16 protein-coding genes are annotated in these 14,242 nt (G+C 55.6%); 11 read left to right on the top strand and 5 right to left on the bottom strand.

Annotation, left to right across the window (positions count from 1 at the left end):
• Positions 1-4 precede the first annotated feature (4 nt).
• The 3 genes from HCK03_RS20885 to acpH form a co-directional block, all read right to left on the bottom strand.
• Positions 5-448: a PTS sugar transporter subunit IIA gene (locus HCK03_RS20885; protein ID WP_115193464.1), complete on the bottom strand. Its 444-nt coding sequence runs from the start codon at positions 446-448 to the stop codon at positions 5-7.
• A 441-nt stretch (positions 449-889) separates the two neighbouring features.
• The gene (locus HCK03_RS20880) at positions 890-1,492 is read right to left on the bottom strand and encodes a peroxiredoxin (protein WP_004858569.1); all 603 of its coding nucleotides are present in this window, start codon (positions 1,490-1,492) and stop codon (positions 890-892) included.
• A gap of 169 nt (positions 1,493-1,661) precedes the next feature.
• Complete coding sequence (acpH, locus tag HCK03_RS20875; protein WP_167692125.1) at positions 1,662-2,243, bottom strand: ACP phosphodiesterase; 582 nt, start codon at positions 2,241-2,243, stop codon at positions 1,662-1,664.
• 367 nt (positions 2,244-2,610) lie between these two features.
• On the opposite strand from acpH, the gene queA reads away from it, so the two are divergent.
• From queA to HCK03_RS20840, 7 genes are all read left to right on the top strand, one after another.
• On the top strand, positions 2,611-3,675 hold the full coding sequence (gene queA / locus HCK03_RS20870; protein WP_041144280.1) for a tRNA preQ1(34) S-adenosylmethionine ribosyltransferase-isomerase QueA: 1,065 nt from the start codon (positions 2,611-2,613) through the stop codon (positions 3,673-3,675).
• Between the two features lie 194 nt (positions 3,676-3,869).
• The gene (tgt, locus tag HCK03_RS20865) at positions 3,870-4,997 is read left to right on the top strand and encodes a tRNA guanosine(34) transglycosylase Tgt (protein ID WP_041144281.1); all 1,128 of its coding nucleotides are present in this window, start codon (positions 3,870-3,872) and stop codon (positions 4,995-4,997) included.
• A gap of 22 nt (positions 4,998-5,019) precedes the next feature.
• Positions 5,020-5,352, top strand: coding sequence for a preprotein translocase subunit YajC (gene yajC, locus HCK03_RS20860; RefSeq protein ID WP_041144282.1), 333 nt, complete (start codon positions 5,020-5,022; stop codon positions 5,350-5,352).
• A gap of 25 nt (positions 5,353-5,377) precedes the next feature.
• Positions 5,378-7,225: a protein translocase subunit SecD gene (gene secD / locus HCK03_RS20855; protein WP_071844890.1), complete on the top strand. Its 1,848-nt coding sequence runs from the start codon at positions 5,378-5,380 to the stop codon at positions 7,223-7,225.
• A gap of 10 nt (positions 7,226-7,235) precedes the next feature.
• Positions 7,236-8,207: a protein translocase subunit SecF gene (secF, locus tag HCK03_RS20850; RefSeq protein WP_041144284.1), complete on the top strand. Its 972-nt coding sequence runs from the start codon at positions 7,236-7,238 to the stop codon at positions 8,205-8,207.
• Between the two features lie 312 nt (positions 8,208-8,519).
• Complete coding sequence (locus HCK03_RS20845; RefSeq protein ID WP_041144285.1) at positions 8,520-8,897, top strand: VOC family protein; 378 nt, start codon at positions 8,520-8,522, stop codon at positions 8,895-8,897.
• A 49-nt stretch (positions 8,898-8,946) separates the two neighbouring features.
• On the top strand, positions 8,947-9,642 hold the full coding sequence (locus HCK03_RS20840; RefSeq protein ID WP_115193463.1) for a helix-turn-helix transcriptional regulator: 696 nt from the start codon (positions 8,947-8,949) through the stop codon (positions 9,640-9,642).
• Between the two features lie 51 nt (positions 9,643-9,693).
• Here HCK03_RS20840 and HCK03_RS20835 read toward each other — a convergent pair whose 3' ends face one another.
• The gene (locus HCK03_RS20835; RefSeq protein ID WP_041144287.1) at positions 9,694-10,578 is read right to left on the bottom strand and encodes a nucleoside-specific channel-forming protein Tsx; all 885 of its coding nucleotides are present in this window, start codon (positions 10,576-10,578) and stop codon (positions 9,694-9,696) included.
• Positions 10,579-10,871: 293 nt separating this feature from the next.
• Positions 10,872-11,414: a SadB/YajI family lipoprotein gene (locus tag HCK03_RS20830; RefSeq protein ID WP_041144288.1), complete on the bottom strand. Its 543-nt coding sequence runs from the start codon at positions 11,412-11,414 to the stop codon at positions 10,872-10,874.
• A gap of 148 nt (positions 11,415-11,562) precedes the next feature.
• Between HCK03_RS20830 and nrdR the strand changes: the two genes are divergently transcribed.
• From nrdR to nusB, 4 genes are all read left to right on the top strand, one after another.
• Positions 11,563-12,012, top strand: coding sequence for a transcriptional regulator NrdR (nrdR, locus tag HCK03_RS20825; protein WP_004858609.1), 450 nt, complete (start codon positions 11,563-11,565; stop codon positions 12,010-12,012).
• A 3-nt stretch (positions 12,013-12,015) separates the two neighbouring features.
• Positions 12,016-13,119 carry a bifunctional diaminohydroxyphosphoribosylaminopyrimidine deaminase/5-amino-6-(5-phosphoribosylamino)uracil reductase RibD gene (gene ribD / locus HCK03_RS20820; RefSeq protein ID WP_167692124.1) on the top strand — a complete coding sequence of 368 codons (1,104 nt, stop codon included), beginning with the start codon at positions 12,016-12,018 and terminating at the stop codon, positions 13,117-13,119.
• Positions 13,120-13,316: 197 nt separating this feature from the next.
• On the top strand, positions 13,317-13,787 hold the full coding sequence (gene ribH, locus HCK03_RS20815) for a 6,7-dimethyl-8-ribityllumazine synthase (protein WP_041144290.1): 471 nt from the start codon (positions 13,317-13,319) through the stop codon (positions 13,785-13,787).
• A 22-nt stretch (positions 13,788-13,809) separates the two neighbouring features.
• Positions 13,810-14,229, top strand: a complete 420-nt coding sequence (gene nusB, locus HCK03_RS20810; RefSeq protein ID WP_041144291.1) for a transcription antitermination factor NusB — start codon at positions 13,810-13,812, stop codon at positions 14,227-14,229.
• The last annotated feature ends 13 nt before the right edge of the window (positions 14,230-14,242 follow it).

Genomic DNA, 14,242 nt, shown 5'->3' with positions numbered 1-14,242 from the left:
ATGACTACTCCATTTGCTTGTGGATGAAATGTAATACTGAATTGACGTCATGCTCCTGTTGAAGAAACGTGACAATATCTGACTCAATCAGCGAGGCTATCAGCTGGATCATTTTTATATGGCTATTCGCATCCGCCCCGGCGATGGCGATGATGACGTTCACCGGATCAAACTCCTCGTGGCCAAATGCGATCGGCTGTTGGGTGGTGACTAAGGAAAAACCCGTTTGTAATGCGCCTTTTTCCGGTCGGGCATGGGGCATCGCCAGGCCGTAGTCGATAACAATCGCCGGGCCAAAATCCCGATACACCTCGACCATCGCATTAATATATTCCGGGCGGCAAATATTTTGCCGGACAAGCAGCGTTCCAGCGAATTCGATCGCCTGCTCGGCGGTGGAAATATTTTGCTTAAGCGCAATTAATGTAGGGTTAAAAATAATGTCCATCATCCGATCCTTAATGCGTTCATATTCCTGAACTAGATCATGGACAAATATATCAACAAAAATTAGGCTTCAGATCACATATGGATTTTTAAATATTGAAGTTGATCACATCGGTGGGATATTGGAAATATTTTATCTGAAAATATAAAATTAATTATATTGTTATATATCAACTAGTTATGATTTTTTGATTTTTCGGAGAAGGAAGGGCAAGCGTGGGGAAGTGAGCTTGTGTCTTAATTTAAAATGGTAAAATGCAATGCCTGTCACAAATATCAGGCTACTTTTTCAGCAAAGTTTGAACGGGATTGCAAAAAAAGGCGTAGCGGAATGCTTTTACCTCTTTGCCGTCTCCACAGCCTATTTCCAGCAGTAAAAAGAGGGGGCGTAAAGCAACAAAAAAGGCTCGCCGTGGCGAGCCTTTTTAAGAACGGCAGCCGATTACAGGCTGGAAACGTTCTCGGTCAGGTATTTAGCGACGCCTTCCGGAGAAGCGGCCATCCCTTCTTTTCCTTTTTCCCACTGGGCCGGGCACACTTCGCCGTGCTCTTCGTGGAACTGCAGCGCGTCAACCATGCGCAGCATTTCGTCGATGTTACGTCCCAGCGGCAGGTCGTTAACCACCTGGTGGCGAACAACGCCGTTCGCGTCGATCAGGAAGGAGCCGCGCAGCGCAACGCCTTCGTCCGGATGTTCGATACCGTAGGCTTTCTGGATTTCACGCTTGATGTCAGCAACCATCGCGTATTTAACCGGACCAATACCGCCCTGGTCTACCGGGGTGTTACGCCATGCGTTGTGAACGAATTCGGAGTCGAAGGAAACGCCAACAACTTCTACGCCGCGCTTCTGGAATTCTTCATAACGTTTGTCAAAAGCGATCAGTTCAGACGGGCAAACGAAGGTGAAGTCCATCGGCCAGAAGAACAGTACGGTGGCTTTACCGTTGGTGTGCTGTTTGAAGTTGAATTTCTCAACGATTTCGCCGTTACCTAAAACTGCTGCCGCGGTAAAATCCGGAGCCTGACGAGTTACCAGAACCATATGATTCTCCTGTTAATACTAAGGTTAATTGAAACGCAACGCGGGCAAGTATAGGGGCAGGAGCGAGCGAACTCAACGTGAGGCTGACAATCGATGAGATAGGTTTTACCTATCAATCAATATCGAAGTGTGACCTTCAGAATAGTCTTTTTGTCAGCAAACGCAACCGTTAGAGTTCGCGATTTTTCGCCTGCGCCATCATGTGCGGATAAAAAAGCCAGAACTGCTGCTCCAGCTTGTCGTAGTGGGTATCGAGGTCCTGCCAGGAGTCGCGCAGGGCGTCGAGGCGCGGGCGACGGCTGGCCATTCCGTTAAGGACGCGCTGGATAAAGGCCATATCCTCATAGCGCTCGAGCCAGCGCTCGGACCACATGTACTCATTGAGATTGACGAAGCGCGGCGGCGAATCCGGCAAAATGGTTGCCACCTGGGCATGAGCATAGCGGACGAACTCGCTGAGCGGCATATCGGGCGAGATACGGTCCCAGTGGTGCGAGAGAAAGTGATCCCACATGACGTCGAGCGTAATCGGCGCCACGCGCCGGGTCTGCGGACGAAACCACTCTCGGGCAGCCTTAACTTCCGCCAGATTGTCGGTCATGACGTCGATTCGCCGATGCATAAAGATGCCGTCAACGATCTCCAGGGGATAGTCCGACTGCGGATTACCGCGGACGAAATCGGCCAGCAGATTGCCCGGCAGCGAGCTGTCGGCAAGGTGGGCTAAGTGCAGGTGTGCGAGAAAATTCATAATACGCGTTGTACTTCCGGTTGCATGTGCGTTGGCTTCTTTACTCGGTCCAGTCGTGGGCCTTGTTCTTCCCGATCGCTGAGTTGGCTAAGCGCCCGGGATTAATGAAGGATATCCATGCCCCTCACCGGAGGCCAGGCCTCGGCAGGTTAAATTCGTTGCTGACGAATTTGCCTCCCGGTTGCCGCATGACTCGGCCGACGGCCTCGCCCTCATGGTGCCAGCGCAGGCGCTGTTCAAGGCACAGGCGCCTTGTCCTGCAGCGCGAATTATTTAGAGTATTATAACCGTGCTGCGGGGTAAAGGTTGCAGGGAGAACGCCCCGGCACTAGACTACCCGCCTCTTTATTTAGTCTGAGCCACCGTCATGCGCGTTACCGATTTTTCCTTTGAACTACCCGAATCCCTGATTGCCCACTACCCGCAGCCTGAGCGCAGTAGCTGCCGCTTGCTGTCGTTAGACGGGCCGACGGGCGCGCTGACGCACGGTACCTTCACCGATCTGCTCGATAAGCTTAATCCCGGCGATCTGCTGGTCTTTAACAATACCCGGGTGATCCCGGCGCGCCTGTTCGGGCGTAAGGCCAGCGGCGGCAAGATTGAAGTGCTGGTCGAGCGCATGCTGGATGACAAACGCATCCTGGCGCACATCCGCGCCTCGAAGGCGCCGAAGCCGGGCGCCGAGCTGCTGTTGGGAGATGATGAAAGCATCCAGGCGACGATGGTGGCACGCCACGACGCGCTGTTTGAAGTCGAGTTTAACGACGAGCGTCCGGTGCTGGATATCCTTAACAGCATCGGCCATATGCCGCTGCCGCCCTATATCGACCGCCCGGATGAAGAAGCCGACCGCGAGCTGTACCAGACCGTTTATAGCGTCAGGCCGGGCGCGGTAGCCGCGCCGACCGCGGGCCTGCACTTTGACGAGCCGCTGCTGGAAAAGCTGCGTGAGAAAGGCGTTGAGATGGCGTTCGTGACGCTGCACGTCGGCGCGGGGACGTTCCAGCCGGTGCGCGTGGACAGTATCGAAGAGCACATCATGCACTCCGAATATGCCGAAGTCCCGCAGGACGTGGTTGATGCAGTGCTGGCCGCCAAAGCGCGCGGCAGCCGCGTTATCGCCGTGGGAACGACCTCGGTACGCTCGCTGGAGAGCGCGGCCCAGGCGGCAAAAAACGATCTGATCGAACCCTTCTTCGGCGACACGAAGATTTTTATCTATCCGGGATATCAGTACAAAGCGGTGGATGCGCTGGTCACCAATTTCCATCTGCCTGAATCTACTCTGATTATGCTGGTTTCGGCGTTTGCCGGCTATCAGCACACCATGAACGCCTATAAGGCTGCGGTAGAACAAAAATATCGCTTTTTTAGCTACGGGGACGCGATGTTTATCACGTACAATCCGCGGGCTATTTTTGAGCGTCCGTAAGAAGGCAAATTCACCTGCCATTTTGACGCCGGGCAGCGCTCGCCATCCTCACGTACTGCATGTACGCTCCGGTGGCTGCGCGCTGGCCAACCCAAACTGGCTGCGCCGATAGCGCCTCCAGGTATTTTTAGCTATGGAATCATTCCGTAGCGAGTTGTTTAACGTCAGACTGTTTTTCTGACGCAGGAGTGATAATGAAATTTGAACTGGATACCACCGACGGTCGCGCCCGCCGCGGTCGCCTGGTGTTTGAGCGCGGCGTGGTTGAAACGCCTGCATTTATGCCCGTCGGGACCTACGGTACCGTTAAAGGGATGACGCCGGAAGAAGTTGAAGCCACCGGCGCGCAGATCATTCTGGGCAACACGTTCCACCTGTGGCTGCGTCCTGGCCAGGAGATCATGAAGCTGCACGGCGACCTGCACGACTTCATGCAGTGGAAAGGGCCGATTCTCACCGATTCCGGCGGTTTTCAGGTCTTCAGCCTCGGCGATATCCGCAAGATAACCGAGCAGGGCGTGCACTTCCGTAACCCGATCAACGGCGATCCTATCTTCCTCGATCCGGAAAAATCGATGGAGATTCAGTTCGATCTCGGCTCCGATATCGTGATGATCTTCGACGAATGTACGCCGTATCCGGCGGACTGGGACTACGCCAAGCGCTCGATGGAGATGTCCCTGCGCTGGGCACAGCGCAGCCGCGACCGCTTTGACGGCCTGGGCAACAAAAACGCGCTCTTCGGCATTATTCAGGGCAGCGTTTACGAAGATTTACGTGATATCTCCGTTAAAGGTCTGGTAGATATCGGCTTTGATGGCTACGCTGTCGGCGGTTTGGCTGTCGGCGAGCCGAAAGAGGACATGCACCGTATTCTCGAGCACGTCTGCCCGCAGATCCCGGCCGACAAGCCGCGATATCTGATGGGCGTCGGCAAGCCGGAAGATCTGGTTGAAGGGGTACGTCGCGGTATCGATATGTTCGACTGCGTTATGCCTACGCGTAACGCGCGTAACGGTCACCTGTTCGTCACCGATGGCGTCGTAAAAATCCGTAATGCGAAGCATAAAAGCGATACGGCGACGCTGGATGCCGAGTGTGATTGCTATACATGTCGCAATTATTCACGCGCTTACTTGCATCATCTCGATCGTTGCAACGAAATATTGGGCGCGCGCCTCAACACCATTCATAACCTGCGTTATTATCAGCGCTTAATGGCTGGTTTACGCAAGGCTATTGAAGAGGGTAAATTAGAGAGCTTCGTGGCCGATTTTTACCAACGTCAGGGACGAACCGTTCCTCCTTTGAACGTTGATTAATTTTAATAATGAGGGAATTTCAATGAGCTTTTTCATTTCTGATGCGGCAGCAGCAACCGGTGGCGCAGCGCAGAGCAGCCCGATGTCTCTGATCCTGATGCTGGTGGTGTTTGGTCTGATTTTTTACTTCATGATCCTGCGCCCACAGCAGAAACGCAGCAAAGAACATAAAAATCTGATGAGCTCCATCGCCAAAGGTGATGAAGTGCTGACGAATGGTGGCCTGGTTGGTCGCGTCACTAAAGTTGCCGAAAGCGGATACATCGCTATCGCACTGAACGACACCACTGAAGTGGTTATCAAACGTGACTTCGTAGCCGCCGTTCTGCCGAAAGGCACCATGAAGGCGCTGTAATCCACTTTTCCCTAAGGGAACTGCCGTGTTAAACCGTTATCCTTTGTGGAAGTACGTCATGCTGGTCGTCGTCATTGTCGTCGGCCTGCTGTATGCGCTCCCCAACCTGTATGGTGAGGATCCGGCCGTTCAAATCACTGGCGCGCGCGGCGTCGCCGCCAGTGAGCAAACGCTGATCCAGGTCCAGAAAACGTTACAAGAAGAAAAAATTACCGCTAAGTCTGTGGCACTGGAAGAGGGCGCAATTCTTGCGCGCTTCGACACCACCGATGTCCAGCTCCGCGCACGCGAAGTGCTGGTGGACGTGTTGGGTGATAAATACGTCGTGGCGCTGAACCTTGCTCCGGCAACCCCGCGCTGGCTGGCGGCTATCCATGCCGAGCCGATGAAGCTGGGTCTTGACCTTCGCGGTGGCGTACACTTCCTGATGGAAGTCGATATGGACACCGCGCTGGGCAAACTGCAGGAACAAAATATCGACAGCCTGCGCAGCGAGCTGCGTGATAAAGGCATTCCTTACTCCACCGTGCGTAAAGAAGACAATTTTGGTCTGAGCATCGCTTTTCGTGACGCTACCGCGCGCGATCAGGCTATCTCTTATCTTAGCCCGCGTCACCGCGACCTGGTTATCTCCACTCAGGGCAGCACCGGCCTGAAAGCGGTGATGACCGACGAGCGCCTGAAAGAAGCCCGCGAATACGCCGTGCAGCAGAACATCAACATTCTGCGTAACCGTGTAAACCAGCTGGGCGTTGCCGAGCCGCTGGTTCAGCGTCAGGGTGCCGACCGCATCGTGGTTGAGCTGCCGGGTATTCAGGACACCGCGCGCGCGAAAGAGATTCTTGGCGCCACCGCGACCCTGGAATTCCGTCTGGTTAACAGCAACGTTGACAGCTCCGCAGCCGCTTCCGGCCGCGTCCCTGGCGACTCTGAAGTGAAAAATACGCGTGAAGGTCAGCCGGTTGTGCTGTACAAACGCGTGATTCTGACCGGTGACCATATCACCGACTCCACTTCCAGCATGGACGAGTTCAACCAGCCGCAGGTTAACATCTCGCTCGATAGCGCCGGTGGTAACATCATGTCTAACTTCACCAAGGACAACATCGGTAAGCCGATGGCGACCCTGTTTGTGGAGTACAAAGACAGCGGTAAGAAAGATGCCAACGGTCGTTCAATTCTGGCGAAAGAGGAAGAGGTGATTAACATCGCCAACATCCAGTCTCGCCTGGGTAACAGCTTCCGTATTACCGGTATCAGCAACCCGAACGAAGCGCGTCAGCTCTCTCTGCTGCTGCGTGCCGGTGCGCTGATCGCGCCGATTCAGATCGTTGAAGAACGGACTATCGGCCCGACCCTGGGTATGCAGAACATCAAGCAGGGCCTGGAAGCGTGTCTGGCCGGTCTGGTGGTGTCTATCCTGTTCATGATCTTCTTCTATAAGAAGTTCGGCCTGATCGCGACCTCTGCGCTGGTGGCTAACCTGGTGCTGATCGTCGGTATCATGTCCCTGCTGCCTGGGGCGACGCTGAGTATGCCGGGGATTGCGGGTATCGTCTTAACCCTTGCGGTGGCGGTCGATGCGAACGTTCTGATCAACGAGCGTATTAAAGAAGAGTTGAGCAACGGGCGTTCCGTTCAGCAGGCAATTGATGAAGGTTACAGGGGCGCATTCAGCTCGATCTTCGATGCGAACATTACGACGTTGATCAAAGTTATCATCCTGTACGCGGTCGGTACCGGTGCAATTAAAGGGTTTGCTATTACCACCGGTATCGGTGTGGCAACCTCGATGTTTACCGCTATCGTCGGCACCCGTGCCATCGTGAACCTGCTGTACGGCGGCAAGCGCGTTAAAAAGCTGTCTATCTGAGGAGTGCGTTGTGGCACAGGAATATACTGTTGAACAATTGAACCACGGCCGTAAAGTCTATGACTTTATGCGCTGGGACTACTGGGCTTTCGGCATTTCCGGTTTTCTGCTGATTGCCGCCATTGTCGTGATGGGCGTGCGTGGCTTTAACTGGGGTCTCGATTTCACCGGCGGTACGGTGATTGAAATTACCCTCGAAAAACCCGCCGATCTGGACCAGATGCGCGAAGCGCTGCAGAAGGCGGGCTTTGAAGAGCCGCAGCTGCAGAACTTCGGCAGCAGCCGCGACATCATGGTACGTATGCCGCCGGTACATGATACCAACGTCAGCCAGGAGCTGGGCAGCAAGGTCGTGAGCGTGATTAACCAATCGACCAGCCAGGAAGCGACGGTTAAACGAATCGAGTTCGTGGGGCCGAGCGTCGGGGCCGATCTTGCGCAAAGCGGTGCGATGGCGCTGCTGGCGGCGCTGATCTGTATCCTGGTATACGTCGGTTTCCGTTTCGAATGGCGTCTTGCTGCCGGGGTGGTCATCGCCCTGGCGCACGATGTGGTCATTACGATGGGTATCCTCTCGCTGTTCCATATCGAGATTGATCTGACCATCGTTGCCTCGCTGATGTCGGTTATCGGCTACTCGCTGAACGACAGTATCGTGGTATCTGACCGTATTCGTGAAAACTTCCGTAAGATCCGCCGCGGTACGCCGTACGAGATCTTCAACGTGTCGTTGACCCAGACGCTGCACCGTACCTTGATCACATCCGGGACCACGTTAGTGGTGATCCTGATGCTGTATCTCTTTGGCGGTCCGGTTCTCGAAGGCTTCTCGCTGACGATGCTGATCGGTGTCTCCATCGGTACGGCCTCTTCTATCTACGTGGCGTCCGCGCTGGCGTTGAAGCTGGGCATGAAGCGCGAGCATATGCTGCAGCAGAAAGTTGAGAAAGAAGGGGCGGATCAGCCGTCAATTCTGCCGTAAGGCAGTCCCGTTCTGATAACGCAATCCCGGTCGCAAGGCCGGGATTTTTTTATTACAGCGTCGCCAGTTTTGGCTACTCTCCATTATCCGCATGTTGTGACATGGAGTAACGCCAGTGGCCGTCATAACCCTCTTCGCACTCCCCAACCGACCCTCCGGCACGGCGTGACCCTGCGCCTGCGCAAAGCCGTACAGGCTTCGGGTAGCGCAGAGGCGGGTTAACCGCCATGGAAGCCAATCGCTACTGACACTACGCTGTCAGTAGCCCTGTCGTAGACTTCTCCTGAACCCAAACAATGGACAGGAGGATGTATGAACAACGTAATTAACTGGTTTGAAATTCCGGTCGCCGATATGGATCGTGCGGTGGCGTTTTACGAGCCGGTGCTGCAGGTGACGCTGCGTCGGGAAAATATGGATTGTGCTGAAATGGCCGTGTTCCCGTACCAGGACCCGGCTCCCGGCGGCGCGTTGGCAAAATTTGACGGGGTTAAACCTGCCGATCAGGGATGTATTATCTATCTGCATACTGACAATCTGGCCGCGACGCTCGACCGCGTAAGCTCCGCCGGCGGGCGCTGCGTCTTTGGCCCGCTTGAGCTGGCGAAGGATATTGGCACCATCGCGCTGTTTATTGACAGCGAAGGTAATCGGATTGGCCTGCATCAACCGAAGAACCTGTCCCGTTAATGCTCAAAGACGCCTGCGGGACAGGCCCTAAACAGTAAGAGAAGAGAGAATGAGCCGACGCGCCGACCGCCTTTTTCAAATCGTGCAGATCCTGCGGGGGAGAAGGCTGACCACCGCCGGACTGCTGGCGGAGCGGCTCGGCGTATCGGAGCGCACCATCTACCGGGATATCCGCGATTTGTCGCTCTCCGGCGTGCCGGTGGAGGGTGAGGCCGGCAGCGGATATCGCCTGCTGGCCGGCTACAGCTTGCCGCCGCTAATGCTGACGACCCAGGAGTCGGAAGCGCTGGTGGCCGCCATTCGGCTGCTGCAAACCTGGGGCGGCGAATCGCTGTCCCAGGCGCTGGAGTCGGCTCAGGAAAAGGTGCTGGCGATTTTACCTGAGGAGAGCCGGCGCAAGGCCGAGCAGTCGCGGCTGTTTGCGCCGGACTTTGGCGTTCAGGGCTACAGCAAGACGCAGTTCGATCTGGTGCATCGGGCGGTTTCCGGTCAGCGGGTGCTGGCGCTGCACTATCGCGATGAAGCAGGAAAGGTGTCGCAGCGTGAAGTGCTGCCGCTGGGGCTCTTTTTCTGGGGCGAGCGCTGGCTGCTGGTGAGCTGGTGCGAGCTGCGCGATGATTACCGCTGCTTTCGTCTCGACCGCTGCCTGGAAGTGGCGGCTACCGGGCGCCTTTTCAGCGAGCGGGCCGACCGTTCATTGAGTGATTTTCTGCGGAAGGTGAGGTGCGAAGATCGTGAGTCATAATGCGGGTCAATCGATATCCCCGGCGCAGAGGCCGGGGACCATCAGGCAGGATTAGAAGTTGTAACCCACCACGAAGTAACCACCCCAGCCGGTAGAGCGAACGTTGAAGTCGCCGTCACCGAAGTTCAGCTTCGCGTCGTTAGCCCACTGACCGCCGTTATGGAAGTAACGAGCCACTACCGAGTAGTGCCAGTGCGCGTAATTCAGCGCCAGGATATGGCTGGATGCGATGGAGTTGCTGGTGCGCGCGTGTTTGCCGTTCTGGTCGTAGAAGTTGTCATCGCCCAGATCGGAGCCCCAGTCAAAGTTAGTGAAGCCGATGTAGCTCAGCGAGCCGCCCCACAGGTCGGTCAGCGGAACAAAGTATTTCACCTTGAAGCGGTAGCCATCCCACTCGTTTTCGTTGGATGCGCCGTAGTTCTGCCACTGGTATTTTGCATAGACGTTCAGGGAGAGGCTCATCGGCAGGCCGGTATCGATGTCGGTACCGAGACCCATATACCAGGTGCTCTGACGACCGGAGGCGTTGCGGCCCATGTCGTAGATGTAGTTGTTAGCGAAATACCACTCTTTAAACGGACCGAAGCTCAGGTCGGTATTGGTCAGCTTATCGATAGAGAAACGCGGCTCAATTTCCATAAACAGCGGGGAACCGTGGTTCCAGATACCCTTGGCCGTGCTGTTACCGCCGAAGAATACCGGTGCATCCATGTAACCATAGAAATCAAACCAGTCTTTCTTGGCAAACGCTTCGTATTCCAGGTAGGTATCGTTACGGATTTGTGGCCCAAAACGGGTGTGGTAGCTACCCACCACGTTTACACTCTGGTGCCACCAATCAGACAGGTACTGCGGTTTGTCGTTTTCTGCCGCGCCGGCAGTGAAAGATGCGGAGAGCGCCACAACGGCGCTTGCTGCCAGTAATGTTTTTTTCATAATGATGCCACTGTTTAAATTGAGCCAAAAGGCGTGAAGAAAGTTGCCGAAGCGTTTCTAAATATTTCGTATTTCTGTGGCGTCTATTATAGAAATCATTGCTCACAAAAATACGTGTTGTTTCACAGATCGGAAACATACGTAATCGATTGCGTTCACGATTCTATGCATTTCTTGACAGAATGCCACTGAAATTCATCAGTGAGACCCATTTTTACTGAACTGTTGTGAAAAGTTGTAAGTGGATTTTAGGCGGGGAAAACCGGGCGTCAGAAACACCCGGTGGAAGCGGTTTACTGCGCGTCTGCGGGCTGAATATCGTGGATGCGCACGAAACCTAACTGTTCCGGCGTGACGCCGCTGAGGCGTAGCGGAATATCGACGTCGCTCGGTGCCAGAATGCTGGCGGGAGCGCTAATCAGCTGGTCGCGGACGTTGACTTCCCGGTAGCTCTCGGTGGTACCGCTGATCTGCCCAGAGGCCACGGTTGCGCTAAATGCCGGCAGCGGATCGTTTGATTCGCCCTGAATACGCAGCGTCAGGCGGGTGCCGTCGCCGTCGGGAACGATATCGCGCAGCGACATCCGCAGGGTGCCTATCTGGCTGTTCAGCCGCGCCGGGGTTTTCGCGCCGGGCAGCAGATAAACGCCGCTGCTGGACTTCGCGTTAAGGGCGTTTTGCTGGGTAATTTTCACCGTTTGCTGATTGAGCTGGGTCATCTCCTTGCTCAACGTGCTCACGCTCTGATTCATCTGGCGAACTTCGCTTTGTTGAGCGCAGGCGCTGAGCGTAAAAAGGCTACCCACAATCGCCAGCTGCAAATAACGTCTTGTCATGGTCGGGATTCCGTTAACAGAGGGATGCTTAATGGTAGATCGTTTGCATAAGCGCACTATAGATCCTTTGTCTCAAAAGCTCTTTCTTTGTAGTCGGGTCACTTCGCGGTAAACTACCTGCCAGTTTAACTTGATGCCAGGACGCGCTATGCACTGCCCTTTCTGTTTCGCCGTAGATACTAAAGTGATCGACTCTCGCCTGGTGGGGGAGGGCTCTTCTGTACGTCGTCGTCGGCAGTGCCTGGTCTGCAATGAACGCTTTACCACTTTCGAAGTGGCCGAGCTGGTGATGCCGCGAGTGGTAAAAAGCAACGACGTCCGCGAACCCTTCAACGAAGATAAGCTGCGCAGCGGGATGCTCAAAGCGTTAGAAAAGCGTCCGGTCAGCGCCGACGATGTAGAAATGGCGCTCAACCACATCAAAACGCATCTGCGCGGCACCGGTGAACGCGAAGTTCCCAGCAAAATGATCGGTAACCTGGTGATGGAGCAACTAAAGAAGCTCGATAAAGTCGCCTACATCCGCTTCGCTTCCGTCTATCGTAGTTTTGAAGACATCAAAGAATTCGGCGAAGAGATCGCCCGCTTACAGGATTAAGCCATGCATGACGAAATATACATGGCACGCGCGCTCAGGCTCGCCGCGCGCGGTCGCTTCACCACCCATCCAAACCCGAACGTCGGCTGCGTCATTGTTAAAGACGGCGAAATTGTTGGCGAAGGTTTCCACTACCGCGCCGGCGAGCCGCATGCCGAAGTGCACGCGCTGCGCATGGCCGGTGAAAAGGCCAAAGGTGCCACCGCCTACGTCACCCTGGAGCCCTGCAGCCATCACGGACGCACGCCGCCGTGCTGCGATGCGCTGATTGCCGCAGGCGTTGTGCGGGTGGTGGCCGCGATGCAGGACCCCAACCCGCAGGTCGCCGGGCGCGGTCTGTATCGCCTGCAGCAGGAAGGTATCGACGTCAGCCACGGCCTGATGATGGGCGAGGCCGAAGCGCTGAATAAGGGCTTCCTGAAGCGAATGCGCACCGGCTTTCCCTATATTCAGCTAAAAATGGGCGCCTCGCTTGACGGCCGCACGGCAATGGCCAGCGGCGAAAGCCAGTGGATCACCTCCCCGCAGGCGCGACGCGACGTGCAGTGCCTGCGCGCGCAAAGCCACGCGATCCTCACCAGCAGCGCCACCGTCCTCGCGGACGATCCGGCGCTGACCGTGCGCTGGGACGAGCTCAGCCCTGATATTCAGGCACGCTATCCGCAGGAGAATCTGCGCCAGCCGCTGCGTATTGTCATCGACAGCCAAAACCGCGTGACGCCGCAGCACCGCATCGTGCAGCAGGCGGGAGAAACGCTGTTTGCCCGCACCCGTCAGGACTCCCGCGAGTGGCCTGAGAACGTGCGCACTCTCCAGGTCCCGGAGCATAAAGGCCATCTCGATCTGGTGGTGCTGATGATGCTGCTGGGCAAGCAGCAGGTTAACAGCATCTGGGTGGAGGCCGGTCCTGCTCTGGCCGGCGCGCTGCTGCAGGCGGGGCTGGTGGACGAGCTTATCGTCTACATTGCGCCTAAACTGTTAGGAAGCGACGCGCGCGGACTCTGCGTACTGCCGGGGCTTGAGAAGCTGGCCGATGCTCCCCATTTCAAATTCAACGAGATACGTCATGTAGGCCCGGACGTTTGCCTGCATTTAGTCAGCGCATGATCGCCCTGCCAGGCGGGGAAACCGTGCCGGTACGCCTGATTATTCAGAATGCGACGAGACGGTCAGCGAGGGACGCAGCCTGAAGAGAGGCTGGGTCAGCCGCAGCTCACGTCAGAGCAGTTTGCAGGATGAAGTGTATAAAATATTATGGTAGAATCCGCCCCCCTTGCGGGGCCAAATGAACCCGAAGGAAGAGTATGAACATTATTGAAGCTAACGTTGCTACCCCGGACGCTCGCGTCGCCATCACCATTGCGCGTTTCAACAACTTTATCAATGACAGCCTGCTGGAAGGTGCTATCGACGCCCTGAAGCGCATCGGTCAGGTGAAAGATGACAATATTACCGTTGTTTGGGTTCCAGGCGCGTATGAGCTGCCGCTGGCGGCTGGCGCACTGGCAAAAACCGGTAAATATGACGCGATAATTGCGCTGGGTACGGTGATCCGTGGCGGTACCGCGCACTTTGAATATGTGGCTGGCGGAGCAAGCAATGGCCTGGCGCACGTCGCCCAGGAAAGCGAGGTTCCGGTAGCCTTTGGTGTTCTGACCACCGAAAGCATTGAGCAAGCCATCGAACGCGCTGGCACCAAAGCCGGTAACAAGGGCGCAGAAGCTGCGCTGACCGCGCTGGAAATGATTAACGTATTGAAAGCCATTAAGGCCTGAATTTTTTTGTAAGGGGAATTCCGTGAAACCTGCTGCTCGTCGCCGCGCCCGTGAGTGTGCTGTCCAGGCGCTTTACTCCTGGCAGTTGTCGAAAAACGACATCTCTGATGTTGAATACCAGTTCCTGGCGGAACAGGACGTTAAAGATGTCGACGTTCCGTATTTTCGCGAACTGCTGTCCGGAGTGGCGACTAACAGCGCATACCTCGACGGCCTGATGAAGCCGTACCTGTCCCGCCTGCTTGAAGAGCTGGGCCAGGTTGAGAAGGCGGTACTGCGTATCGCGCTGTTCGAACTGTCAAAACGTGACGATGTGCCGTACAAAGTCGCCATCAATGAAGCCATTGAGCTGGCGAAAACCTTCGGCGCTGAAGATAGTCATAAGTTTGTCAACGGCGTGCTGGATAAAGCAGCTCCGGCAATTCGTCCCAACAAAAAGTAAACTCCAGGTCGGG

Origin of the sequence: Klebsiella terrigena (assembly GCF_012029655.1) — a bacterium.
GTDB classification, from domain to species: Bacteria; Pseudomonadota; Gammaproteobacteria; order Enterobacterales; family Enterobacteriaceae; genus Klebsiella; species Klebsiella terrigena.
This window is presented reverse-complemented; position numbering and strand designations above follow the sequence as displayed.

Excerpts from the sequence above, each read along its gene's own strand:
- HCK03_RS20885 (WP_115193464.1), bottom strand. The coding sequence starts at position 448 with ATGGACATTATTTTTAACCCTACATTAATTGCGCTTAAGCAAAATATT.
- HCK03_RS20880 (WP_004858569.1), bottom strand. The coding sequence starts at position 1,492 with ATGGTTCTGGTAACTCGTCAGGCTCCGGATTTTACCGCGGCAGCAGTT.
- acpH (WP_167692125.1), bottom strand. The coding sequence starts at position 2,243 with ATGAATTTTCTCGCACACCTGCACTTAGCCCACCTTGCCGACAGCTCG.
- queA (WP_041144280.1), top strand. The coding sequence starts at position 2,611 with ATGCGCGTTACCGATTTTTCCTTTGAACTACCCGAATCCCTGATTGCC.
- tgt (WP_041144281.1), top strand. The coding sequence starts at position 3,870 with ATGAAATTTGAACTGGATACCACCGACGGTCGCGCCCGCCGCGGTCGC.
- yajC (WP_041144282.1), top strand. The coding sequence starts at position 5,020 with ATGAGCTTTTTCATTTCTGATGCGGCAGCAGCAACCGGTGGCGCAGCG.
- HCK03_RS20845 (WP_041144285.1), top strand. The coding sequence starts at position 8,520 with ATGAACAACGTAATTAACTGGTTTGAAATTCCGGTCGCCGATATGGAT.
- HCK03_RS20840 (WP_115193463.1), top strand. The coding sequence starts at position 8,947 with ATGAGCCGACGCGCCGACCGCCTTTTTCAAATCGTGCAGATCCTGCGG.
- HCK03_RS20835 (WP_041144287.1), bottom strand. The coding sequence starts at position 10,578 with ATGAAAAAAACATTACTGGCAGCAAGCGCCGTTGTGGCGCTCTCCGCA.
- HCK03_RS20830 (WP_041144288.1), bottom strand. The coding sequence starts at position 11,414 with ATGACAAGACGTTATTTGCAGCTGGCGATTGTGGGTAGCCTTTTTACG.
- nrdR (WP_004858609.1), top strand. The coding sequence starts at position 11,563 with ATGCACTGCCCTTTCTGTTTCGCCGTAGATACTAAAGTGATCGACTCT.
- ribD (WP_167692124.1), top strand. The coding sequence starts at position 12,016 with ATGCATGACGAAATATACATGGCACGCGCGCTCAGGCTCGCCGCGCGC.
- ribH (WP_041144290.1), top strand. The coding sequence starts at position 13,317 with ATGAACATTATTGAAGCTAACGTTGCTACCCCGGACGCTCGCGTCGCC.